Origin of the sequence: Bartonella sp. HY038 (assembly GCF_014117425.1) — a bacterium.
Lineage (GTDB): Bacteria > Pseudomonadota > Alphaproteobacteria > Rhizobiales > Rhizobiaceae > HY038.
Genome location: NZ_CP059725.1, coordinates 242,379 through 267,777, shown reverse-complemented (window position 1 = coordinate 267,777; position 25,399 = coordinate 242,379). Strand labels below are relative to the sequence as shown.

Annotated in this window: 25 protein-coding genes; 7 read left to right on the top strand and 18 right to left on the bottom strand. The window is 41.0% G+C overall.

Annotated features, from left to right (window positions below):
* Window positions 1-122: 122 nt before the first annotated feature.
* The 4 genes from H3299_RS01045 to tkt form a co-directional block, all read right to left on the bottom strand.
* Window positions 123-1,151: a class I fructose-bisphosphate aldolase gene (locus H3299_RS01045; protein WP_182418501.1), complete on the bottom strand. Its 1,029-nt coding sequence runs from the start codon at window positions 1,149-1,151 to the stop codon at window positions 123-125.
* Window positions 1,152-1,276: 125 nt separating this feature from the next.
* Window positions 1,277-2,467: a phosphoglycerate kinase gene (gene pgk, locus H3299_RS01040; RefSeq protein ID WP_182418500.1), complete on the bottom strand. Its 1,191-nt coding sequence runs from the start codon at window positions 2,465-2,467 to the stop codon at window positions 1,277-1,279.
* A gap of 156 nt (window positions 2,468-2,623) precedes the next feature.
* Complete coding sequence (gene gap / locus H3299_RS01035; RefSeq protein WP_182418499.1) at window positions 2,624-3,631, bottom strand: type I glyceraldehyde-3-phosphate dehydrogenase; 1,008 nt, start codon at window positions 3,629-3,631, stop codon at window positions 2,624-2,626.
* A gap of 286 nt (window positions 3,632-3,917) precedes the next feature.
* On the bottom strand, window positions 3,918-5,900 hold the full coding sequence (tkt, locus tag H3299_RS01030) for a transketolase (protein ID WP_182418498.1): 1,983 nt from the start codon (window positions 5,898-5,900) through the stop codon (window positions 3,918-3,920).
* Between the two features lie 456 nt (window positions 5,901-6,356).
* Here tkt and H3299_RS01025 point away from each other — a divergent pair, with 456 nt between their 5' ends.
* The 4 genes from H3299_RS01025 (at window position 6,357) to H3299_RS01010 (ending at window position 8,802) form a co-directional block, all read left to right on the top strand.
* Window positions 6,357-6,629 (top strand): DUF4164 domain-containing protein, encoded by a 273-nt coding sequence (locus H3299_RS01025; protein WP_182418497.1) that lies wholly within the window; start codon window positions 6,357-6,359, stop codon window positions 6,627-6,629.
* 13 nt (window positions 6,630-6,642) lie between these two features.
* Window positions 6,643-7,005, top strand: coding sequence for a cell division protein ZapA (locus H3299_RS01020; RefSeq protein ID WP_182418496.1), 363 nt, complete (start codon window positions 6,643-6,645; stop codon window positions 7,003-7,005).
* Between the two features lie 227 nt (window positions 7,006-7,232).
* A complete protein-coding gene (gene zapE, locus H3299_RS01015) occupies window positions 7,233-8,399 on the top strand; it encodes a cell division protein ZapE (protein ID WP_182418495.1) in 1,167 nt (388 codons plus the stop codon).
* Between the two features lie 49 nt (window positions 8,400-8,448).
* A complete protein-coding gene (locus H3299_RS01010; protein ID WP_182418494.1) occupies window positions 8,449-8,802 on the top strand; it encodes a hypothetical protein in 354 nt (117 codons plus the stop codon).
* Between the two features lie 152 nt (window positions 8,803-8,954).
* On the opposite strand, the gene H3299_RS01005 is transcribed toward H3299_RS01010, so the two are convergent.
* From H3299_RS01005 to ugpB, 5 genes are all read right to left on the bottom strand, one after another.
* Window positions 8,955-10,061: a substrate-binding domain-containing protein gene (locus H3299_RS01005; RefSeq protein ID WP_182418493.1), complete on the bottom strand. Its 1,107-nt coding sequence runs from the start codon at window positions 10,059-10,061 to the stop codon at window positions 8,955-8,957.
* A 377-nt stretch (window positions 10,062-10,438) separates the two neighbouring features.
* On the bottom strand, window positions 10,439-11,482 hold the full coding sequence (gene ugpC / locus H3299_RS01000) for a sn-glycerol-3-phosphate ABC transporter ATP-binding protein UgpC (protein ID WP_182418492.1): 1,044 nt from the start codon (window positions 11,480-11,482) through the stop codon (window positions 10,439-10,441).
* Window position 11,483: 1 nt separating this feature from the next.
* Window positions 11,484-12,335, bottom strand: coding sequence for a sn-glycerol-3-phosphate ABC transporter permease UgpE (gene ugpE / locus H3299_RS00995; RefSeq protein ID WP_182418491.1), 852 nt, complete (start codon window positions 12,333-12,335; stop codon window positions 11,484-11,486).
* Between the two features lie 11 nt (window positions 12,336-12,346).
* Entirely contained in the window at window positions 12,347-13,231 is an 885-nt protein-coding gene (ugpA, locus tag H3299_RS00990) for a sn-glycerol-3-phosphate ABC transporter permease UgpA (RefSeq protein WP_182418490.1), read from the bottom strand.
* Window positions 13,232-13,335: 104 nt separating this feature from the next.
* On the bottom strand, window positions 13,336-14,661 hold the full coding sequence (gene ugpB, locus H3299_RS00985) for a sn-glycerol-3-phosphate ABC transporter substrate-binding protein UgpB (protein WP_182418489.1): 1,326 nt from the start codon (window positions 14,659-14,661) through the stop codon (window positions 13,336-13,338).
* 521 nt (window positions 14,662-15,182) lie between these two features.
* Between ugpB and H3299_RS00980 the strand changes: the two genes are divergently transcribed.
* The gene (locus H3299_RS00980) at window positions 15,183-15,710 is read left to right on the top strand and encodes an FxsA family protein (protein WP_182418488.1); all 528 of its coding nucleotides are present in this window, start codon (window positions 15,183-15,185) and stop codon (window positions 15,708-15,710) included.
* A 120-nt stretch (window positions 15,711-15,830) separates the two neighbouring features.
* Window positions 15,831-16,310 (top strand): protein-export chaperone SecB, encoded by a 480-nt coding sequence (secB, locus tag H3299_RS00975; RefSeq protein ID WP_182418487.1) that lies wholly within the window; start codon window positions 15,831-15,833, stop codon window positions 16,308-16,310.
* Window positions 16,311-16,383: 73 nt separating this feature from the next.
* On the opposite strand, the gene dut is transcribed toward secB, so the two are convergent.
* From dut to H3299_RS00935, 8 genes are all read right to left on the bottom strand, one after another.
* Window positions 16,384-16,851, bottom strand: coding sequence for a dUTP diphosphatase (gene dut, locus H3299_RS00970; protein WP_371739665.1), 468 nt, complete (start codon window positions 16,849-16,851; stop codon window positions 16,384-16,386).
* Window positions 16,852-17,032: 181 nt separating this feature from the next.
* A complete protein-coding gene (locus tag H3299_RS00965; RefSeq protein ID WP_182418486.1) occupies window positions 17,033-17,272 on the bottom strand; it encodes a hypothetical protein in 240 nt (79 codons plus the stop codon).
* A 207-nt stretch (window positions 17,273-17,479) separates the two neighbouring features.
* Entirely contained in the window at window positions 17,480-17,953 is a 474-nt protein-coding gene (locus H3299_RS00960; protein WP_182418485.1) for a hypothetical protein, read from the bottom strand.
* Window positions 17,953-18,450, bottom strand: a complete 498-nt coding sequence (locus tag H3299_RS00955) for a hypothetical protein (RefSeq protein ID WP_182418484.1) — start codon at window positions 18,448-18,450, stop codon at window positions 17,953-17,955. The genes H3299_RS00960 and H3299_RS00955 overlap by 1 nt, the downstream gene beginning before the upstream one ends.
* Entirely contained in the window at window positions 18,450-19,112 is a 663-nt protein-coding gene (locus H3299_RS00950) for a hypothetical protein (RefSeq protein ID WP_182418483.1), read from the bottom strand. The genes H3299_RS00955 and H3299_RS00950 overlap by 1 nt, the downstream gene beginning before the upstream one ends.
* Before the next feature lie 216 nt (window positions 19,113-19,328).
* Window positions 19,329-20,735, bottom strand: a complete 1,407-nt coding sequence (locus tag H3299_RS00945; RefSeq protein WP_182418482.1) for an NAD(P)(+) transhydrogenase (Re/Si-specific) subunit beta — start codon at window positions 20,733-20,735, stop codon at window positions 19,329-19,331.
* 10 nt (window positions 20,736-20,745) lie between these two features.
* On the bottom strand, window positions 20,746-21,156 hold the full coding sequence (locus H3299_RS00940) for a proton-translocating transhydrogenase family protein (protein ID WP_371739662.1): 411 nt from the start codon (window positions 21,154-21,156) through the stop codon (window positions 20,746-20,748).
* On the bottom strand, window positions 21,153-22,337 hold the full coding sequence (locus H3299_RS00935; protein WP_182418481.1) for a Re/Si-specific NAD(P)(+) transhydrogenase subunit alpha: 1,185 nt from the start codon (window positions 22,335-22,337) through the stop codon (window positions 21,153-21,155). The genes H3299_RS00940 and H3299_RS00935 overlap by 4 nt, the downstream gene beginning before the upstream one ends.
* Before the next feature lie 601 nt (window positions 22,338-22,938).
* Here H3299_RS00935 and H3299_RS00930 point away from each other — a divergent pair.
* Entirely contained in the window at window positions 22,939-23,475 is a 537-nt protein-coding gene (locus H3299_RS00930; RefSeq protein WP_182418480.1) for an invasion associated locus B family protein, read from the top strand.
* Window positions 23,476-23,531: 56 nt separating this feature from the next.
* Here H3299_RS00930 and thiC read toward each other — a convergent pair whose 3' ends face one another.
* Complete coding sequence (thiC, locus tag H3299_RS00925; protein WP_182418479.1) at window positions 23,532-25,343, bottom strand: phosphomethylpyrimidine synthase ThiC; 1,812 nt, start codon at window positions 25,341-25,343, stop codon at window positions 23,532-23,534.
* Window positions 25,344-25,399: the final 56 nt, after the last annotated feature.

The following is a 25,399-nucleotide window of genomic DNA, read 5'->3' as shown; positions in this document are numbered from 1 at the left end:
TAAGTCCTGCGTTTAGTTTAACCCCTCAAAAATACGATTTTTTAAATAAAAAGCGCCGTTTGAGAACAGCGCTTTTAAAAGCTAAAGACTGTATTTCCAAAATTCAACCCAGTTATTTTTGCTTATTTATCACTTTCAGCTGCTTCACTCCACTTACCCAATGAAGCAAGGGAGTTCATTTTGGCGCGGTGGGTAAAGGCGTTTTGACCAGCAAACACATTTTGCGCCTTTCCATCCCAAGCTTTAATTGCTGCTGCTTGCAAAGCGCGACCATACGAAAAACTAAGTGGCCAAGGTAAATTTCCAATTGCATTCATGGCATTAAGATGGGCTGTTGCCTCAACGTCACCCTGCCCGCCTGATAAAAACGCAATACCTGCAACGCTCGCTGGCACGGTTTCTTTAAGACACTGCACGGTTTTTAGCGCAACATCTTCAACCGATGCCTTGCGGGCGTTTTTGCCATCAATAATCATATTAGGTTTTAATATCATACCATCTAAGGCAATATTTGCGTCATTTAAAGCGATGAAAACTTGTTGAAGTACAAATTTGGTTACTTCATAGCAGCGTTCAATCGAGTGATCCCCCGGCACGCCATCCATGAGCACTTCTGGCTCGACGATTGGTACTATATTATTTTCTTGGCAAAGTGCTGCATAGCGTGCCAAAGCTTGTGCATTTTGTAACACTGCTCCACGGCTTGGTAGGCTTTTGCTATCTATAGCAATTACCGCTCGCCATTTGGCAAAGCGCGCGCCCAATTGATAATATTCTTGCAAGCGATTGCGTAAACCATCCAGCCCTTCGGTAATCGTTTCATTAGCAAAAAGTGCGAGTGGCTTTGCCCCCTCATCCACCTTGATGCCAGGAATTGATCCTGCTGCCTTGATGAGATCGGTCAACATTTGGCCATTTGAAGCCTTTTGACGAATAGTTTCATCATAAAGAATAACGCCAGAAATATAATTTTCCATCGCATCTTTGTCCGAAAATAACATTTCGCGATAGTCACGGCGATTTTCTTCTGTTGATTCAAGATGAATAGCATCAAAGCGTTTTTTAATTGTGCTGTTGCTTTCATCGGCCGCAAGAATACCCTTGCCAGTGGCCACCAATTTTTTGGCAATATCGGCTATACGTTCGCTCATTCACGGCTTCCTATAAGAGTTAATTATATGATTTTGGTAATGATAGGCAGAACAAATATGCTTTCATAAGGCAATGCCTAGATACCAAAAAACTTGGTAACGAGCATTGCCTTGGTGTTTAATCTTTATTTTTCTAGCGCAATAACACCTGGAAGCGGCTTGCCTTCCATCCATTCAAGGAAAGCTCCGCCAGCGGTTGAAATATAGGTAAACTTATCAGCAACGCCAGCATGATTAAGTGCTGACACTGTATCGCCGCCGCCAGCCACTGAAACAAGCTTGCCTTGTTTCGTACGCTCGGCAACGCGTTTTGCAACTTCAACGGTTGCATGATCAAAAGGCGTTAATTCAAACGCACCAAGTGGGCCATTCCACACCACGGTGGAGGCTTCATCAATAACCGCATTGATACGCTCAATCGAATTATCGCCAGCATCCAAAATCATGCCGCCTGCTGGTATTGCATCAATGCCGTAATTGTGATGGTCAGCATTAGCTTCAAACCGACTTGCAACAACCGCATCAATCGGTAGAATAATCGCACAATTTTGCTTTTCGGCCTTAACCATAATAGCACGCGCCGTATCACCCAGTTCATGTTCGCAAAGAGATTTTGCGACGCTATAGCCTTGGGCTGCCAAAAATGTATTGGCCATACCGCCGCCAATAACCAACGCATCAACCTTATCAATAAGATTGTTCAAAAGGTCAATCTTGGTTGAAACCTTGGCTCCACCAACAATTGCGACAACTGGCTTTTTAGGTTGCCCCAAACCTTTTTCCAAGGCTTCCAATTCGCCCTGCATTGCGCGGCCCGCATAGGCTGGCAAGACATGGGCAAGACCTTCAGTGGAAGCATGGGCACGGTGAGCGGCGGAAAACGCATCATTGACGTAAATATCGCCATTAGCTGCCAAAGCTTTAACAAATTCAGGATCGTTTTTTTCTTCACCGGCATGAAAGCGGGTATTTTCAAGCAAAAGAACATCGCCATCTTTCATTGTATCTACGGCTTTTTTAGCTTGCTCGCCAATGCAATCATCTGCAAAAGCAACTTTTTGTCCTAAAACACCTTCAACGGCAGAAATAATCTGTTTCAAGGAATCTTCAGAAACGACTTTACCTTTGGGACGACCAAAATGAGCAAGCAAAATCACTTTTGCACCATGGTCAGATAGTTCGGTTATCGTGCGTTTAACCCGCTCAATACGGGTAACATCACTTACCTTGCCATCACTTACAGGTACATTCAAATCGACGCGCAAGAGAACGCGTTTTGATTTTACATCAACATCATCTAAAGTTTTAAATGCCACTTATCTTCTCCTCATTGCATTTAGTTAAATGCATTAAATAGCTTGGGCACGCCGCCCTAAAACACTTTAAAAAACAAAACGCCACACATTTTCCAGCTGAAAATGCATGGCGTTATAATATTCACGCGCTAATCTTAAAGGATAAGCGCATCAGCATTAAATGGTCTTTGCCAAAGCAACAGCTGTATCACTCATACGGTTTGAGAAGCCCCATTCATTATCATACCAAGTAAGAATACGGCACATTGTACCTTCCATTACCTTGGTCTGATCGGTGTGGAACACTGAAGAATGTGGATCATGATTGAAATCATGGCTTACCAATTTTTCATCAGTAAAGCCCAAAATACCCTTAAGCTGACCGTTGGCTGCATTACGGATGAGATCATTGATTTCTTCAACTGATGTCGCACGTTTAGCAATGAAAGTAAGGTCCACTACAGAAACATTAGGGGTTGGTACGCGAATAGCAACGCCATCAAGTAAACCTTTAAGTTCAGGCAATACAAGACCAACAGCCTTAGCAGCACCAGTTGAGGTTGGGATCATTGACAAGGCAGCCGCACGAGCGCGATAAAGATCCTTATGCATTGTGTCCAAGGTTGGCTGATCACCCGTATAAGAATGGATGGTGGTCATGAAACCCTTTTCAATGCCGATTGCATCATTCAACACTTTAGCAACAGGTGCCAAGCAATTGGTGGTGCAAGATGCATTAGAAACCACCTTATGATCTGCTGTTAGCTTATCATGGTTTACACCATAAACAACCGTAAGATCAGCACCATCAGCAGGAGCCGAAACAAGAACGCGCTTTGCGCCAGCTTCAAGATGCATAGCAGCTTTATCGCGTGCAGTGAAAATACCAGTGCATTCAAGAGCGATATCAACATTGTTTTCAGCCCAAGGCAGTTCTTTTGGGTCACGAACGGCATAAACCTTGATTGGGCCACGACCAGCATCAATTGTATCGCCGGCAACAGTCACAGTACCAGGAAAACGACCATGCACAGAATCGTAACGGAGAAGATGGGCATTTGTTTCAACTGGACCTAGATCATTAATGGCAACAACTTCGATGTCGGTACGACCGCTTTCGATAATTGCACGCAAAACATTGCGTCCGATACGGCCAAATCCATTAATAGCTACACGTACTGCCATGGGTATTCTCCTGATTATTGGCATAATTTAAATATATGGCTTTTAAAGCCTATACCAAGTGAATTTATACGATAGTGATTTTATACAAAAAAAGGTAATTTTAAAAGCGATAATCCCATATTAATCTGTGGCATTGGAACGCATGATCTAAACTTAACGCCCAATCTTTGCCAATTAATGACGATTTCTTTTTAGCAACAAATATTTATACCTATTCTTGAAAAAATATATCTTTTAATAAAGGATAAGAAAAAAGCCGGCGGAAAAAACCGCCGGCTTGATGAAATTATTGAAGCTTTTCTTTTGCAGCAGCAACAACAGCATCGCTGGTAATGCCAAAATGCGGATAGAGTTCTTCAATTGGACCACTGGCACCAAAGCCATGCATACCAATAAAGATACCATCATTGCCAATGAAGCTGTCCCAACCTTGGCGAATAGCCGCTTCAATTGCAATTTTAACTGGCGCTGAACCAATCAAAGCCTTGCGATAGGATGGTGATTGTTGCTCGAACAATTCAAAACATGGCACCGATACAACGCGAGTTGCAATGCCCTGCTTTTCGAGAATATCACGGGCATTAACCGCAATTTCAACTTCCGAACCGCTGGCAAAAATGGTAACTTTTGCTTCATCGCTTGCAGTTACCAACTCATAGGCCCCAAGACCACAAAGGTTGTCGCTATCAAACTCTTTACGTAAACTTGGCAAATTTTGACGAGTAAGCGCGATAGTTGATGGAGCTTTGTGGGATTTTAATGCTAATTGCCAGCATTCTACCGTCTCAGTCACATCAGCAGGGCGGAAAACCAAATGATTTGGAATAGCGCGCAAGGAAGCAAGATGCTCAACTGGCTGATGGGTTGGACCATCTTCACCAAGACCAATGGAATCATGGGTCATCACATAGATAACGCGGATACCCATAAGTGATGATAAACGCATTGCAGGGCGCGCATAATCGGCAAAGCACAAGAATGTGCCTGAATATGGAATGATACCACCATATAGTGCCAAACCGTTCATGATTGCGCCCATTGCATGTTCACGCACGCCATAATGCATATAACGGCCAGAAAAATCATCGGGTGTAATGCTTTTGGTCTGGCTGGTCTTAGTATTGTTTGAACCAGTCAAATCAGCCGAACCACCAATGGTTTCATTCACAACACCATTAATGACTTCCAAAGCCATTTCAGACGCTTTACGCGTTGCAACCTTTGGCTGATCATTGGCTAGCTTTTGCTTATAAGCATCAATTGCCGCATCAAAATTGCCTGGCAAGTCACCACGCATCAAACGGTCAAATTCTGCACGAGTATTGGCGTCAAGCGCTTCATATTTCTTGGTCCACTCAACGTGTTTCTTTGCCGAGTTAAGACCTGACAAGCGCCAACTATCCAAAACATCTTCAGGCACAATAAATGGTTCGGCAGTCCAATTAAGCGCTTTGCGAGTTGCTGCAATTTCTTCTGCGCCAAGGGGTGAACCATGCACCTTATTAGTGCCAGCCATATGAGGCGAGCCAAAACCAATGGTAGTTTTGCAAGCAATAAAGCTCGGCTTATCCGATTGTTTAGCTTTTGCAATAGCATCAGCAATTGCCTGTTGATCATGACCATCAACATAGAATGTATCCCAACCAACAGCCGCAAAACGCGCTAATTGATCAGTATTGTCAGCAACATTTACATTACCATCAATGGTAATATTATTATCGTCCCATAGTAAAATAAGCTTGTTGAGCTTTAAATGACCGGCAAGGGCAATTGCTTCTTGCGAAATACCTTCCATCAAACAGCCATCGCCTGCTAATGCAAAAGTGTAATGGTCAACAAGATCACCAAAACGCGCATTCATCAAACGTTCACCAAGGGCCATGCCAACGGCGTTGGCAATACCTTGACCTAATGGGCCGGTTGTTGTTTCAATACCAGCAGCGTGACCATATTCAGGATGCCCAGCGGTGCGAGCGCCCAATTGACGGAAGTTTTTAATTTCTTCAATTGAAATATCTTCATAGCCAGTTAGATAAAGCAATGAATAAAGCAACATAGAGCCGTGTCCGGCTGAAAGCACAAAGCGATCGCGATTAGGCCAATGAGGCTTTTTAGGATCATGTGACATAAATTGGGTATAAAGCACGGTGGCAATATCAGCCGCACCCATTGGTAGGCCGGGATGGCCAGAATTGGCTTTTTGTACGGCATCGATGGAAAGAAAGCGGATGGCATTGGCCATCTGGTTTTGTTTCTCTGAATTTGTCATGAGCTTATTTTTCGCTTAATCTGGCATTGACGGGATGGGTGTAAACACGCCTTTTAAAAAGACTTAACCACAAATATCACTTAGGGCGGTTAAGTCAACATTAACGACAAATATACCTTATTTCAATAACAGTTTGTGTATTATTTGCTCCTATAACTTTCGTTCAATAATTATTTTAAACCTTTGGCAAAACACAATTGCCGGTTTTAAAAACTCATGCCAAACTCATAAGAAAACGTCTACAATCAATGAAAGTCCATTATTATATCGGACAATTTGAAAGATAAGTGGAATAAAATAAATTAACATCTTTCGTAATTTGCATGATTCGATTATGAAAGAACTTTAGGTGATTTTAAATTGGGCAAATCACTTAAATTACATTGTGATAAAAGCGAGAATAAAGGGTAGATGGATTTTTATCCATATGCTTTAATAGATAGGGTATAAAAGCCAATGGCAGTCAATACATCGTTAGAACAGGCGCTTGAGCATATGTCGCGTGCCCTTAACATGCTTGAAAATGCCGTCGAGGCTCGTATTGAAGCACAAAGCGACATGCAAGAATTTGAGGAAGAAGTGCAACGGCTAAATGCCGACCGCTCGCGCTTGGCGCAAGAACTCGACAGGGCTGAATCGCGCGGCGAGCGCCTTGAACAAGCCAATAAGGAAGTGTCCCGCCGCCTGATCACGGCAATGGAGACCATTAGAGCAGTTATCGAGCGATAGGAAAGTTAAAACCATGGCAACAGTGATGGTCACAATTGATGGCAAAACCTATCGTATGGCATGCGATGAGGGACAAGAGGAACATTTAGCGGGCTTAGCTGCCCGACTTGATCGCTATATTAGCCATTTAAAATCATCATTTGGTGAAATTGGCGATCATCGCCTATCGGTCATGGCGGGTATTATGGTCATGGATGAAATGACTGAAATTGAAAAGCGTGTCGAATATTTAGAAGACCAGAATGCCCAGCTCACTGCTGAGCAAGAAAACACCTCTTCCAATATTTCGCAGCAGGAACAAGCTTTTATCACACTTATTGATGAAGCTGCCAAGCGCATTGAAGGTCTTGCTATGCGGATTGCGCCAACAAAGTAGGTTTTAAACGACAGCTCATAACAATTAACAAAGACATTTTGCGCTAAAACCAGTTTGACTATTTTTTAAAAAAGCTACTGGGAGATGCGAATGTTTACCATTTGCAACAAAAAACCTTATAAACACTTGCCTTTAGACGTTTTTTTAGCTCATATATAGATTGACACAATAAAACGCATAATGCGTTAATTAAAGTGAGCAAAAATAGCTTAGTGGAGTCGAATTTTATGGATTTGGTTAGTCATCGCTATAAGGCACTTATTGCATCTGGGGAAATTAATGAAGATCCTGCGCAAGTCAAGTTGGTGGCTGAATTTGATAAGTTGATTGATCGTTTGCGCGAAAAAAATCTTTCTCGCAAATCAAGTCCACTTGGTTGGTTATTTGGCAAACGCAAAGCCGCACAAGAACCCATTCAAGGTCTTTACATTTATGGTGAAGTTGGGCGCGGTAAAACCATGCTTATGGATTTATTTTTTTCCTGCTTGCCCCAAGGTGATAAAAGACGCGCCCATTTTAATGACTTTATGAATGATGTCCATGACCGCATCAACCAACATCGCCAAGCTTTAAATCGTGGTGAAACCAAACAAAATGATCCAATTCCTGTGGTGGCTGATGCTTTGGCAAAAGAAGCACATATCTTGTGCTTTGACGAATTTACCGTAACCGACATTGCCGATGCAATGATTTTAGGGCGCCTATTCACTGCACTTTTTGATAAGGGCGTAACCCTTATTGCAACTTCAAACGTTGCGCCAGATAATCTTTACCGCAATGGCTTAAATCGGCAATTATTTGTGCCATTTATCGCAATTTTAAAAAAACAAGTCGAGGTTTATAATCTTGATGCGCCAACTGATTATCGCCTTGAAAAAAATGGCCGTGAGCCAGTTTATGTTTCGCCACTTGGCAATGAAGCGCAAAAATTAATGGATGCGGCTTGGCAAAATGTCATCGGTGATGAAAAAGCAGAGGCGACCGAAATATCAGTACGTGGCCACTTGGTGGAAATACCCAAAGCGACCAAGGATTGCGCAAGATTTGAATTTTTCGATCTTTGTTCAAAGCCCCTTGCTGCCTTTGACTATATGGCACTTGCAGCACAATATCGCACATTTTTCATGGATAATGTACCAATACTTGATGATACGCGCCGCAATGAAACCAAGCGCTTTATTTTATTTATTGATACACTGTATGACCATCATGCGCGGCTTTTTATCTCAGCGGCGGCTACGGCTGACAAGCTTTATGAAGGACGTTCTAATACAACTGAAACATTCGAGTTTGAGCGCACCGCATCACGCCTCTTTGAAATGCAAAGTGAAGAATATTTGCGCGAATGGGCAGAGGGCGACCCGAGGAAGAAGCAAAAGAATGAAGCAGAGTAAAATGACTGTCCTGTTATATTCCCTGGCCCTATCTTGATAAGGATCCATCATGGCTTTACACGCGCTTGATTTATGGAAAATAGACGAGACACTATTTTTTGATTGCGCCCATTTGCAAGATTTCTATTTTAATCAAGATCTCTTACAAATGGTTATTGTTTTTAGCAATAATGATCGTAAAGTTGAACTTATCTTTGACCAAGGTTGGCGCACGATTGATATTTACTTAACAATATCAGGTAGCTTAGTAAGTGCCATCCATTTAAAACCAACCCAATATTTACAAATAGAAAACAATCTTATTTTATTGGGTGATGAAGAAACTATCAAAGACAGTCACCATACAATCATTGATACAAATGCACTCACGACAAGCGTAGAAATTGGTAAAGCATATTTTTAGGTAATATAACAACACTTAAAATATTACCAAAAAATTTTGATTGGTGAAAATTGTAAACATGGTGTTTTAAAAATATGAGACTTAGGGTCAGGCCAAGAAGTACTTAATTCTATTGAAACAACAAACATTGATATTAGATATTGGAAAAACTTTTAATCGCAATACCGATAAAGATCACGCATTGGTGTTTTACTAAACGTGCGCGTCATAAAACATTTGGCTTTTTCATAAGAATTTGCATCATCAATAATTTCAACTGTTTCTTTATGGCTAAAAGATCCACTCGCAACCCCACCCTTTGGAATAGTTTTTAACACATTGTCCAATTCATCACTGGTAATTTTAAGATATGGAATAAATAAACGTTTCTTATCGGCGCTTTTACCATCTAGAATATGTTGAGCCAGCCAAAATGCTGCATCAACAATCGCCGGTGGTGCACTTATAGAAATTGTTTCATAACCATTGAGTTTATGTTGCTCTTGCCACAATTGTAATTCATTTTGATTGCCCGACATAACGATAATTGGTAGTGGCCGTTTTGCTGCAAGAAAGGCTTGTGCAACTTCATAACCATAATCCCCCGAAACAAGTGCAGCGTCAATAGATGGCAAGTCCGTTAAAATATTACTAACTGCTTTTTGCGTCTCACCTTCACCTTGCCTTGCTAAGACAGATGCTACTGGTTTAAAATGAACAAATCTCGACAATCCACCTATGCTACCGTTTTCAATTTCTTCGGCAGTAGGATCATTGAGCGCAGCAGTTACAAACACAAAATTAAAGTGATTAGAAAAGTGTTGTCGAAAATATTCAACACGCTTTTCTCCAATTTCATCAAAATCAGAAACAACCTGCCATGCACATGGTTCACTGATTGTAGCACCAAAAAAAACAATAATTATATGAGCAGCACAAGCTTCTGTGACTAATTCACTCAAAGAGGCGGGTTCGCTTAAAAAACTAGGCGTGGTCGCATCAATAATGATAGCATCATAACCTTGTGCAATAATATCCCGAAATTTCGCCTTTTGCTCACCTTTTTTATCCGCAAGCACTGTAAAAACATCGGCCTTTGCAATGATACCACTTTTAATCGCTTCATTTGTAGTTTTTGTAAAACTTTCAAGCATGGCCTGATGCCAAGCGTCACCTGCATATATGTTGAACAAAGCAATTTTTTTATTTTCGGTTCCCGCATTTGCAAAATTACCACTTAATAATAGTATAAATAATATTAATAATAAATAATTCCGCATTTTATACTTCCACTTAACACAATAAATTTAATACTCTAATAATATTCATCATAAGATTAAGGTTAGAAAGCAATATTTATGGGACTTATGGTCAGAGCCTATTAATTTAAACGAAATGATAGTGAAAATTTTTGTGAGAACCAAAGATTAAATGCGAAAAGAGCCGCCGAGAAATATAAATATTATCAAGGCTCTTCGACAAAGTTATCGCAAAAATTTAACATATCCTGAAAGGACACAAAAACAGCTGTAATCTACTACATCAGAAAGCTCAAATGGGTATACCACCCACTTTTTGCTTCCCCCCCTTTGAATTTAAAATGAATATATTTTTGCTGTTTAATGTGCTTGTTTCTTTTAATTAATAGGTTCTACCCCTAATCCTCCACCCGCAAACCGCTTTGCTTATTAAAGGGGTGAAGATCTTTGAGCGGCACAGAAAACTGTAAATTCCCTTCATTATTTTGCTGTAAACGATCCGGCAATTCAATGGTTAATTGTTGCCCTTGCCACTCAACCAGAATTTGACAACCTGCACCAATTAACTCCACCAGCAAAATTTTAGCATTAAAATTGAGGCAACCTTGACGGGGCTCACCCAATAATACAGCGCCGGGTCTAAAGCCAATATAATCAGCCTCTTTACCAAACACCATGCCAACTCCACCAATGGCGCTTAACACTGACCGTTCTAAAAAATTCATCTGCGGCGAACCGATAAAACTAGCCACAAATAAGGTTTTAGGCTTATCATAAATATCAACTGGCAAGCCCATTTGCTCAATTTTACCCTTATTCATCACCACCAATTTATCCGCCAAGGTCATAGCTTCCAACTGGTCATGGGTTACATAAAGGCTCGTAGTTTTTAAACGCCTTTGCAAGGTCTTAATCTCTACGCGCATTTGACCGCGCAATTTGGCATCAAGGTTGGATAATGGTTCATCAAAAAGAAATAATTTAGGTTTGCGCACAATAGCGCGCCCCATCGCCACACGTTGACGCTGCCCACCCGATAATTGTCGTGGTTTACGATCTAAAAACGGTTCAATTTCGAGCATCTTGGCGGCTTCCATGATGCGTCTATCACGCTCATCCTTTGGCGTTTTGCGATTTTTTAGACCATATTCAAGATTACCGCGCACACTCATATGCGGATAAAGCGCGTAATTTTGAAAAACCATCGCAATATCACGCTCGGCTGGCTCGATATTATTGACCAGCTTGTCGCCAATATATAATTCACCACCGCTAATTTGCTCAAGACCTGCCACCATGCGCAATAGGGTGGATTTGCCACAACCAGAGGGTCCAACCAAAACCACTAACTCACCATCATTAACCGATAGGTTAAGTCCTTCAATCACGGTAATGCCATTATCATATTGTTTTTTTATGTTAGAAAGCTTTATCGAAGCCATCTCATTTCTCCGTTTCAATCAGGCCTTTAACAAATAAGCGTTGCATCGACACAATCACTATAATAGGCGGCAACATGGCAAGCACTGCAACTGCCATTAAAATATTCCATTTAGGGTCATATTGTACCGATTCCACAAAAAGCTGGCGCATCACGACCAAAATTGTTTGATATTTAGCGTCAGTAGTGACAATAAGCGGCCATAAATATTGCACCCAACCATAAACAAACTGAATAATAAATAATGCCGCCAAATTAACCCGGCTTAGCGGCAATAAAATATCCTTAAAGAATTTAAATGGTCCTGCCCCATCAATTCGCGCCGCTTCCAATAATTCATCGGGTACCGTTAAAAAGAACTGTCTGAATAAAAAGGTAGCTGTAGCCGAAGCGATCAGCGGTATAATCATACCCGCATAAGAATTAATCAGCCCCAAATCGGCAACCACTTTAAATGTGGGCACAATACGCACCTCAACTGGCAGCATCAAAGTCACAAAAATCAATGCAAAAGCGGTTTTACGAAATGGAAAACGCATATAGACGATAGCATAGGCGGAAATGATGGAAATCGCAATTTTACCAATTGAAATTCCCATTGCCATAATAAATGAATTCGTTAATAGCGGTGCCACCGCTGGTAGGCCCATTTTTGCCATGCCATCGCCAAGCACCAATGTATAATTTTCAATAGCATGACCACCGGGCAAAAGCGGTAATGTGCCAGTAGAAAACGCATCAGAACCATGGGTTGACGCAATGATGGCGATATAAACAGGAAAGCAGGTAATAATGATACCTACAATGAGGATAAAATAAGTAAGGAACACCATAAAAGGGCGATTTTCTACCATGATGGAACTCCTTAATACTGCACACGTCGCTCAACAAAGCGGAATTGGAAAATAGTAAGCGCAATAACTAAAATCATCAAAATGGTTGATTGCGCGGCAGAAACGCCGATCATTTGATTTTTATAACCATCATCAAAAACCTTATAGACAAGAGTATTGGTTGCCTGTGCTGGCCCACCTTGAGTGGTGCCATCGATAATAGCAAAAGTATCAAACATCACATAATTTATATTAATAATTAAAAGGAAAAAAGTTGTTGGCGATAATTGTGGAAAGACAATAGTCCAAAACCGTTTTATTGGCCCTGCCCCGTCAATTGCAGCAGCTTCAATTTGAGATTTTGGTATGGATTGCAAGCCGGCAAGAAAAAACAAAAAATTATAAGAAATTTGCTTCCAACTTGCAGCGATAATGATCAATATCATCGCTTGAGTTCCATTTACACGATGGTTCCAATTAACATCAATAAAATGTAATAAATAGGGTATTGTGCCAATGGTAGGATGGAAAAGAAACAACCACAAAACACCAGCAATGATCGGCGCAACTGCATAAGGCCATAAGAGCATTGTCGTATAAAATGATTTTGCTTTAATAACCCGATCGGCGGCAACAGCAAGCAATAGCGATATTCCCATGGAAAGTACCGTCACCGATACGGCAAAAATAACAGTCACATAAATGGCATGGAAATAGGCAGGGCTTGAAAAAATACGGACATAATTATCAAAGCCGACAAATACAGTTTTAAAGCCAAATGGATCTTCACGCTGGAAAGATGAAATTATACCTTGTGCAGCCGGCCATAAAAAGAAGAAAAACGTTACCGCTAATTGCGGTGCCAATAGCCAATAGGGCAGCGTATTGTTTTTAAAATAGACCCGTTTTTCTTGCATAGTGCTTTTTTTCCAAATTTTAAGTATGGCCAATCAGCCTAAAAAAATGAAAGAGGAAATGCCCCTAAATGGCCATTTCCTCGGTTTTAAAATGCGCTTACTAGCTATTGATTAGCAGCTTCAAACTCACGCAATATTTGATTGCCGCGTGAAACGGCCTCGTCAAGCGCTGCCTTTGGTTGCTTTGACCCATTAAGGACAGCTTCTAATTCCTGATCAAGGATAGAGCGAATTTGTGGCATATTACCAAAACGCACGCCTTTTGAATTTTCTGTCGGTGGATTTAAATTAATTTGCTTGATAGCTATTTCAGTGCCGGGATTTTTTTCATAAAAACCTTGGCTTTTGCTCAGCTCATAAGCAGCTTTGGTAATTGGCAAATAGCCGGTATTTTGGTGCCAACGCGCTTGATTTTCTGGCAAGGACAAGAAATTTAAAAATTTGGCTGCGCCCTTATATTGCTCATCCTTATGTCCTTGCAATACCCAAAGCGATGCACCACCAATGATCGAGTTTTGCGGAGCGCCTTTTACATCAGCATAATAAGGCAACATGCCAAAGCCCACATCGAACTTAGCTTGCTTGACAATACCGCCGCGCGAACCCGATGATTGCATAAACATGGCACAATTTTGTGCAACAAACATTGGTGCAGAATCAAGAGCGCCAGCAGGACCGCCATAACGGAAAGTGCCATTATCCGACCATTTTTTCAGGTCTTTCCATAGGCGCTCTTGCAAGTCACCATTAAAAGTTAAAGTTGCATCTAATCCACCAAAGCCATTTTCTTTGGTGCCATAAGGAACATTATGCACGGCCGAGAAATTCTCAAGTCCAATCCAATGAGCAGCATAAGTCATGGTAAAACCACAACTTGCTGCCTTTGAATCAAGAATTTTCTTAGAAAAAGCTTCAATGTCTTCCCAAGTTGTTGGTGCTTTTTCCGGATCAAGTCCAGCCTTTTTGAAAACGTCTTTGTTATAATAAAGGATAGGTGTTGAAGAATTAAACGGCATAGACAGCATTTTGCCGTCAGTATCGGTATAATAGCCACTAACAACAGGCAGATAAGCAGATGGATCAAAAGCCTCTTTGGTTTCTTGCATCAATTTATATACGGGATAAACAGCGCCCTTAGCTGCCATCATCGTGCCAGTGCCTACTTCGTAAATTTGCACGAGTACTGGCTGTTGCTTAGCACGAAAGGCAGCAATCGTTGCAATCATGCTTTCTTCATATTCACCGCGAAAAGATGGCACAACCTTATATTCTGTCTGGCTTTTATTAAAATCATTGGCAAGGCTTTCAACTTCCTGCCCGAGCTGACCACTCATTGAATGCCAAAAAGTAATTTCTGTTTGCGCAAATGCAGTACTCATTGAAAGCGCTGATACAATTGCGGCAATACCAAATTTAACCGAAAAACCCATAACCTACTCCAAAGTTAGATCCAAATTCTCATAAAATATATGACCAGCCATGTATTTTGGCTCATTCAATCTCTTGGAGTTACCGCTTGCTTATTGCAAATTTATTACATTTTGTTGAATTAAAAAAATGGCTCCTCCAAGTTGAACTGTTTCCTCAAACTGCAGCTTTTATTCAACAAAAAATTTGTAGCAATATTTTTAAGAAAATACAAATCTTTAGCTATTAAAATATCGAAAAGGGTTAACGCAGTTGGCACTGCCTTAAATACCGATAACATCACTGCCAAACGCAAATATCCAACCATTAGACTATATAAACATTACCCACCCCTCAATCGGTGAGCATCAAAAGGCAAAGCTGCACTTTAAATTATATATTTAATAATTATATTAAAACTTCAGCCGCTGGTAATTTAAGCGGGTATTAGCTTTTATTTTATAAGATAGATTGTAAAATCTTAGCTAGCTATAATTTTGTTAAGTTTAGAGGCGACTGCGCTGTTGATTAAAAGGCATTACTAATGAAGCTGCGTTTATTTGGATTTGTATTTTTTGCAGCTTTTTTTATTGAAGTTGCAAGCATTATAGTTGTCGGAAGACAAGTCGGCGTACTTTGGACGTTATTACTATTGTTTTTGGGAATGGTAATTGGGGGATCATTGATCGCAAAATCAGGCCGCGATATGATAACGCAAGTTCAAATAGAGCTTGCAGCAGGAAGAAATCCCGACCAACACATGGTTAAAGGTTTAATGACCTTTATTGCCGGTATTTTGCTTTTTATTCCGGGTTTTGTAACGGATATTTTGGCAATTATTTTGCTCATTCCTTTCGTGCAAGAAAAACTGCTAAAATTCATGAAGAACCACACCAAACTTAGCACAAAATATTACGCAGACCATCAAACAAGTAATCGTCGCGGTTATTCATCGACAGAGGATGGCGAAATAATCATTGATCTTGATAGTAATGATTATCGCAGTGAAAATGATGAAAAGCGTGACATTAAATACATAAGTGACACTAAAAACGATGATAACTTGCGATAATCCTAAAAAAAACGTAAAACTATTTCCAGCTTTTCTTGCCATAATTGTACTTACGTGATAGCGAATAATATATTCCAACGCTGGCGGGCCGTTGTTCGCCTTTAAAAGAAGGTAGTGTTTATGTCTGAAACAGATGCAAACAATAATGGTGCAACTGCACCTAGTCTTAATATTTTAACGCAATATATCCGCGATTTTTCTTTTGAAAGTCCAAATGCGCCAAATTCATTGCGCTTGCGTGATAATGCTCCGCCAATCAATATTGCTGTAAATGTTAACGCCAATGAAATGGGCGATGACATGTATGACGTTGTGCTTTCATTAAATGCACGTGCAGGCGATGAAAAAGACGTTATGTTCAATATTGAACTCGTTTATGGCGGCGTGTTCCGCGTGCAAAACTTCCCGCAAGAACATGTAATGCCGGTTGTTTTCATTGAATGCCCACGTTTGCTTTTCCCATTTGCGCGTGAAATCATTGCTGGTATTACTCGCAGTGGCGGCTTCCCACCATTGATGATTGACCCAATTGACTTTGCAGCAATTTTCCAACAGCGCATGGCTGAAGAAAATGCACGTCAACAAGTGCAAACAAACTAATCTTTAAAATGCAAAATGCCTCAAATGAAAATTTGAGGCATTTTTTTAATTTACTTTAAAATTAGCTAGTGCCCTAATGATGTCCAGTTGAGCCAAAGCCTTTTTCGCCGCGCTCTGTTTGCGAAACTTCTTGGCGCTCTTCGCACTGTAACTGCACAACAGGCGCAATTACCGCTTGTGCAATGCGCATAGCACGGGTGATTCTAAATTCTTCTTCACCTAAATTAATCAACAGCACCTGAATTTCACCACGATAATCGCTATCAATAGTACCAGGCGTATTAAGGCAGGTTATGCCATGCTTTAAGGCAAGACCAGAGCGTGGTCTGATCTGCACTTCATAACCCAATGGAATTTCAAAAATCAAACCAGTTGGCACCAAAATGCGCCGCCCTGGGTTTAAAATAATCTGACGGTCTTTAGGAAGGGCAGCACGTAGATCCATTCCTGCTGCACCTGCCGTTTCATAGGCAGGTAGATCCAAACCATTGCTATGACCAAGACGGATAATACCAAGTTTAGGGAGGTGAGCAGACATCATCAATCCTTCAAGGAAATAATCAATATTTGAGTAAATTTTGCAATTTTATAAATGAAAAATATTGCCCTTTGGTTAAACAAAAAGCAATAAATGTCTCTACCTATCGCAACGCACTCATCTATTTAAATTATCGTATCTTAATTTTGCAAGAAACGCCCATCATTCGCACGCTTAAAACTAATTATTTCTCTTTTTCTACTTGACGTTTAATGCATTCAAATAAAAGATCCTGAACGCCCTGATTGTCATAAGCACGCGATAAATTTGCAGGATTATATTTCGGCTCTTTTGATTTATCCTTATGATTATCACCGCGATAGTCGACTTGCTCGCCGTTAGCAAATGCTATCTGATAATTAGGATGAACACCTTCGCCTACCGTTCCAAAACGAACGATTGCGCCATCTTCGGACATACCCATATTGACAAGCACCTTAATGTAATATGCCTGATCTTTCACTAATTCCCATGGTTTAAGAGTTAAATTATCGATAAAAAAACCTTTCTAACACCGACATTTAATTAGCAAACCAGATTTTCTGGTGAGTATTATTATGAATGCAACATTAGATAAAATAACATAATCCTCATTTCATCCAATGTCGCAAAAAATACAAAATGTGTTAAATCAAGGACAATCTTCCGACATTTTATCAATAAAAACAGTTGCCTCAAAAATGCGATCATCATCCTTGTCTGAATAACGATAAGTACCGCAAAGGCGGTGTCCGCACTCCATTACACGTAATTGTTGAAAGGCCTTATTGGTGCAATCGGTATCAAACACAATGTCATCATGCACCATCGTTGTACGGCTTTTGCAAGATGCTTGTTGGGCTGGCGGCAGCGCAATATTCACGCCATTTTTAGCGTCTTCTGCGCTATAGCAACGATTTAACTCTCTTTTCTCAATGGTTAAATTGGGCGTTAGCATCGGTTCAAACCAAGTGATACTGTAAAGGCCGGGGGTAAAGGTTTCAGCAATCGTATCGCGGGCTTTGCCTTCTATGAGCCGATCTGTATCAAGCAAACCACTAGCTCCATAAGCGATTGGCATAAATGAAAATATGACCAATAAAATAACAGATAATATACGCAACATCAGTCCTCACAATCACTCATACGTTTTGCTGTAACATAGGCAACGGAATGAAGTTGATAAGCTAAATCTTGCGGCGCAACTCCATAATTGAGTGGCCCCTCATAAATGCCATCTCCTTTATGATCTAGGCTGAAACTTAGGTGGCTATAAATATCTTGTCCTTCATCACAAATATAATTAATGTCAATATTATCTGCAGCAAATCGATTGCCACGAAGAACGCAGCGACCCTTTAAAGGCTTGGGCGTAAACGGAATTGCCGCTTGATCCATACCCTTTTTCAAACACACCTCAACCGTATTTGTTTGCGGATGAATAGATGTTTCATCACGCGTAAGGCTGGTAACGGTAAATTGCCATTTACCAAAAGATTGATACTCGCCTTCAAGGCGGGTTCCTGGCACATAATTGGGAGCACCTTGCGCCATGACCTGAAAGGTTGACAAAAGATAGCTTAAAATTGCCAGTATCAATAGACGGTTCCATTTTATTACCATTACCGAATACCCATGCCTAGCGCAGTAGCACGCCCAAGCCACGCGCCAATAATCTGTAACTCCTCAAAAGTGTAGCCCTTATCCTTTAGCACGCGGTCAGATGCGGCTAGCTCACCCATATCAGGTTCAAAAGCAATTTTATTGCCATAATAGCGCATAAGATCGCTATATTCGGTCATTGTCATCGGCGGATCAAGGTAAAGAGGACCATCATTTAAAACCGATTGGACATAATCCTTGGCAAACTCGCTGTTTTTGCCGCCAGCGCCAGCTTGATCCCAGAAATAGGCACCAAAAAGGTTGATGAATTTAAAACTTTTATCATCCTGCATACGCTTGCTAAAAATTTCGTTGGCCTTATCAAACTGCGCTTTGGTAATATTATATTCAGCCTTTAACGCATCATCATTATCAAGGGGCATTTTTTTATAAAACCCATTATAAGAAATACGCGTATAAAGCTGTAGCGATACACCATCAACATCATCCAATAATGCCTTATCAAAATCAGCATCATTTTTTGCCACGGGTGGTGGTACTTCATGGGCAGATTGAATTGCCGCATCTGGTATTGGCGCAGCCACTACGATTGTTGATGTAATTGTTGATAAGCTAGCCAATAGGCCCGCTGCCAAAATAACTGAAAGAGCTTTTTTCATCATCCACCATTTGATTATTTTAAATATTTTCAAAATATAATAAATTATACTTTAAGAAAAATGTAAACAACAAATGGAAAGACATTAATAAATTATTTTTTATAATATGTAAGTTCTTTGCAATTTGGTATATTTATAATAAATTGCAATAAAAAACGGCGATAAGATTAAAATTAATAATCTTATCGCCGTTAATATTTGCCTCAATAAGCCTTAAGACTAGTCAGCATCAAGCGATTTAACAATTGCTTCAACCATCTTCTTGGCATCACCAAACAACATCATTGTATTGTCACGGAAGAAAAGTTCATTTTCAACGCCAGCATAGCCAGAACCCATACCACGTTTCAAGAATAGCACTGTTCCTGCCTTATCAACATCAAGAATAGGCATACCGTAAATTGGTGAGGTTGGATCAGTTTTGGCTGCCGGATTGGTAACATCATTTGCACCAATAACAAAGGCCACATCAGCGGTTGGAAATTCTGAATTAATGTCCTCAAGCTCGAAGACTTCATCATAAGGCACATTTGCTTCAGCTAAAAGCACATTCATATGGCCGGGCATACGGCCAGCAACTGGGTGAATGGCATATTTAACTTCAACGCCTTCTGCCTTTAACTTATCAGCCATTTCACGCAAGGCATGCTGTGCTTGTGCAACCGCCATACCATAGCCTGGAACGATAATAACTTTAGCAGCATTCTTCATCACAAAGGCAGCATCATCGGCAGACCCCTGCTTAACCGGGCGTTGTTCAGTAGAACCACCACTAGAAGCAGCGGCTGTTTCACCACCAAAGCCGCCCAAAATTACTGAAATAAATGAGCGGTTCATGCCTTTACACATAATATAGCTTAAAATTGCACCAGATGAGCCAACCAGCGCGCCAGTGATTATAAGCGCCATATTTTGTAAGGTAAAGCCAATGCCGGCTGCAGCCCAACCGGAATAGGAATTAAGCATTGATACAACAACCGGCATATCTGCGCCGCCAATTGGCACAATCATAGTAACACCGATAACCAATGCCAAAACAACAATAAGCCAGAAAACAAAATGACTTTCGCTCGCCACCAAAACAATGATGAGAACAAGAATAGCAATGCCAAGGGCAATATTGATAAGATGACGGGCTGGCAATAAAATTGGCTTACCAGACATGCGGCCATCAAGCTTCAAGAATGCAATGATAGAACCGGTAAACGTCACAGCACCAATAGCAACACCAATCGCCATTTCAACCAGTGCGCGGCCATGAATTGAGCCAACATCGCCAATATTAAACGAACTAGGTGAATAAAGCGCGGCAGCAGCTACCATAACAGCTGCAAGCCCGACCAAGGAGTGGAAAGCCGCGACCAATTGTGGCATGGAGGTCATTGCAATTCGATCTGCAATTCTAGCGCCGATCACGCCGCCAATACCAAGACCTGCAATAATAAGGGTTATACCCAAAAATCCGGGAGTGGTTAATAATAGGGTTGTTACAATGGCAATGCCCATACCAACCATGCCATAAATATTACCTTTACGGCTGGTGGTTGGATGCGATAGACCGCGCAAGGCCATGATGAATAGAATGCCTGACACCAAATAAAGGAAGGCAGCAAATTGAACACTCATTATTTAAGCCTCACTTTTCTTTTTTCTTATACATGGCAAGCATGCGCTGTGTCACTAAAAACCCACCAACAATATTAATACTGGCAAGGATAAGAGCAATAAAACCAAAGGCTGTCGCCATACCAGAAGCAGACCAACCCACAGCTAAAAGTGCACCAACCACAATAACCGATGAAATAGCATTGGTAACCGCCATAAGCGGCGTATGAAGCGCGGGCGTAACCGACCAAACAACATAATAACCAACAAAAATAGCCAAAAAGAAAACAGCCAATTGGTAAACAAAATCCATAGAGCCACCCGTTGTTGTTTGGGTGATAGTTATAATAGTCTCGCTCTGATTTGTAGCAATCTGTTCTAAACTGTTTTTAGCTTGATCAAGGCTTTGAATTATATTTTCAATAGCAGTGGTCTCCATCATTCAGCCCCTTTCTTGGCGGCCTTTTTGGCAGTTGGTTTTTCTTCAATTTCTACATGGGCGAAAGCCTGATGAAGTATCGCCCCATCATGGGTAAGTAAAGTTGCCTTTACCAATTCATCATCTAGATTGATTTTCAACTCTTTGGCTTCCTTATTTGTCATGCTTTCAAGAAAAGCAAAAAGATTGCGCGCATAAAGTTGAGACGCTGTGGCAGCAATACGGCCCGGCATATTGGTGTAGCCTACAACTTGAACTCCTTCAACATCCACCACTTGATTGGCAACCGCACCTTCAACATTACCGCCGCGCTCAACTGCAAGATCAACAACAACTGAGCCAGGACGCATGGTTTTGAGCATATCTTTGGTAATTAATCGCGGTGCGGGACGGCCTGGAATAAGCGCCGTTGTAATAACAATATCTTGCTTGGCAATATGATCTTGGGTAAGAGCTGCTTGTTTTGCCTGATATTCGCTGGACATTTCCTTAGCATAACCACCAGATGTTTCAGCGGCACGAAATTCATCATCCTCAACGGCGATAAATTTTGCGCCAAGTGATGCCACTTGCTCTTTGGCGGCGGGACGCACATCATTAGCGGTTACCACAGCACCAAGACGACGAGCTGTCGCAATAGCTTGCAAGCCGGCAACGCCTGCGCCCATGACAAATAATTTAGCAGCCGGCACAGTACCTGCGGCAGTCATCATCATTGGCATGGCACGATCATAGGTGCTAGCTGCATCAATCACCGCTTGATAGCCGGCAAGATTAGCCTGCGAAGAAAGTACGTCCATCACCTGAGCACGGGTAATGCGCGGCATAAATTCCATTGTAAACGCACTAATGCCAGCTTTGGCAAGCGCTGCCACATCACCTTCATGACCATAGGGGTCAAGCATGGCAATGAGCACCGCGCCTTTTTTATAGGCTGACAATTCTTTTTCATTAGGACGGCGAACCTTTAAAATAATATCGGCATTTTTTGCCTGACTTGCGCTTGCAAGGGTAGCGCCTGCTGATTCATATTCGCTATCTGGAATGCGTGAGCGATCACCAGCTGATTTTTCAACGAGCACGCTATAACCAAGACTTATATATTTTTTTACTGTTTCAGGAGACGCAGCAACACGCGGCTCCCCCTCTGCCGTTTCTTTGGCAACGAAGATTATCTCGCCCAAGTCATCTCTCCTTTTAACTAGAACCAACCAAAGCATTAAAAAATGCTTCACCTAAATTAAGGTGATACAATGTATTTTTTTGACACATTTTTGTTGCCCCATAACAGCACCATTATCAAGGTGATTGCAATGCTATTTTAACCTTATGAGGCAAAAAAAATTAATTACTTAATATAATTATTTTTTATGTTTAGATATTTTGATCTATTCGCTATTTTTTTCAGTCTTTAGAATTACCCAGAACTCTGTTTGAATCTGCACAAGATATTAGAATTAATAAAAAATTTAGCCCAAAAAGTGGTGAAATATTTTATAAATCTTGTTGATTTTTTAATTAACTATTTACTCTTTGCAAAATTGCTCTAACTCTTATATTGAAATAGAAGGTCACCTAAGCTCAGTAACTTACACAGCTTGTGTTGCAGTATTTTAATGAGCAAAGAAATGATTAATTGGTTTCGACAGAATGTCATAATATAAAATTTCAAAATTTAATTCTATTTGTATTAGAATTTTTATTTAAGAAAATTAGAAATTATGAGAATAATAAGCTTTAATTTAATGTAAAGCCACAATCTATGACTATGAAACAGGAAGAAATATGATGAAAAAACTGTTGATCGCAGCTGTATTGAGCATCGCTGGACTTGGGGTCGCTTCTGCACAAGATGCAGCTCCTGCCGCAAATTCAGTTAGTTTCTCCGGCGGTGCAAGTACCGTACAAGAAACATTCCAAGATTGGACTGTATCTTGCGGTGTGCAAAATTCCAAAAAAATCTGTAGTGTATCACAACAGCAAATGCAAAATAATGGTCAGCGCGTCATGGCTATTGAGGTTATTCCAAGTGCAACCGACAGCAAAATCAACCTTGTTTTGCCTTTTGGTCTTCGCTTAGCTGAAGGCATGACCTATCGCATTGATAATGGCGCACCAGCGACCACAGCTTTCAATACTTGCTATCCAGGTGGTTGCGTTGCAAATCTTCCACTTACCAACCAATTGGTTTCTGGTCTAAAAAGTGGACAAAACCTCATTCTCGTTGGCAAGGCTTTTGATGGTGGCCAAGATGTAACGCTCACCGTTTCACTAAAAGGCTTTAGCGCAGGTCTTGACCGCGCCGTTGCCTTACAGCAATAAGCTTTTAATGTCTTTAAAGTTTGAAAGCACCTGTGTGAAAACACAGGTGCTTTTTACTATTTTGAAACGTCCATATAAAGATCGCCATTTTGCTTATATTTTTGTGCCATTGTTGCCATACCTTCTTTTTTTTGCTTTTCCTTTTCCATTTCGTCTTTAATTTCGTGCGAAATTTTCATAGAGCAAAATTTGGGACCACACATTGAACAAAAATGCGCAAGCTTATGAGCTTCTTTCGGCAAGGTCTGATCATGAAAAGAACGGGCAGTTTCTGGATCCAATGATAAATTAAACTGGTCCTCCCAGCGAAATTCAAACCGTGCACGCGACAACGCGTCATCGCGCAATTGAGCAGCTGGTAATCCTTTGGCAAGATCGGCGGCATGAGCTGCAATCTTATAAGTGATAACTCCGGTTTTAACGTCTTGTCGATCTGGCAAGCCAAGATGCTCTTTTGGTGTAACATAACACAGCATAGCAGTGCCATACCAAGCAATTTGCGCCGCACCTATTGCCGATGTTATATGGTCATAGCCCGGAGCAATATCGGTAGTAAGCGGCCCCAAAGTATAAAAAGGTGCTTCACCACAATAGGCTAACTGCTTATCCATATTATCCTTAATCTTATGCATGGGCACATGACCTGGCCCTTCAATCATCACTTGACAATCTTTTGCCCAAGCAATTTTTGTAAGCTCTCCCAAGGTTTCAAGTTCGGCAAATTGCGCCGCATCATTGGCATCAGCAATCGAACCTGGACGCAAACCATCCCCCAGTGAAAAGGCAATGTCGTAAGCACGGGCTATATCGCATATTTCATCAAAATGCTCGTAAAGGAAACTTTCCTTATGGTGATATAAGCACCATTTCGCCATGATCGAGCCACCGCGCGAGACGATGCCGGTAACACGATCAACGGTTAAGGGAATATAGGAAAGACGCACGCCAGCATGAATGGTAAAATAGTCAACCCCCTGCTCAGCTTGCTCAATCAAAGTGTCACGAAAAATTTCCCAGTTTAGATTTTCGGCAATGCCATTAACTTTTTCTAAGGCTTGATAAATTGGCACAGTGCCAATAGGCACAGGAGAGTTACGAATAATCCATTCACGAATATTATGAATGTTGCGCCCTGTTGAAAGATCCATCACTGTATCCGCCCCCCATCGAATGGCCCATACCATTTTTTCGACTTCTTCCTCCATTGAAGACGTCACGGCTGAATTACCAATATTGGCGTTAATTTTCACACTGAAATTACGACCAATAATCATTGGTTCACTTTCAGGGTGATTGATATTATTGGGAATAATTGCTCGACCAAGCGCAATTTCATTGCGGACAAATTCGGGCGTTACAAATGGTGGAATAGCTGCACCAAAGCTTTCACCAATGGTGCGTATTTCATGCTCTAAATTTTCACGCCCCAAATTTTCTCGTATCGCAACAAATTCCATTTCTGGCGTTATAATACCAGCGCGTGCATAAGCCATTTGCGTGACGGCTGCATTATTTTTGGCGCGAAGTGGTTGGCGGCATTGCAAAAATTCTGGTGTTTTTTTTGCCTCCGATACAAAACCGTTATCTGCAGCCTTGACGGTTCGCCCTTCATAGGTCTCAACATCGCCGCGCGCCAATATCCAAGATTCACGAATAGGCGCAAGCCCCTTATCAATCGTAATATCCGTATTTTCATCGCTATAAGCGCCAGACGAATCATAGACTGGCAAATCTGGTTCATTACTAGAAGGATGCAATTTTATATAGCGAATAGGCACCTTTATTTGCGGATAAATAGTGCCTGATTTATAGTTTTTTTTAGAAGAAGGAAGTGCGCCAGTTGTTACTTTAAAACAATTTTCTGACATGGTGAATTCTCCTTGCTTTATTTAAAGGAAAATCCCTCTCGCCAAAGGTAAAGGAG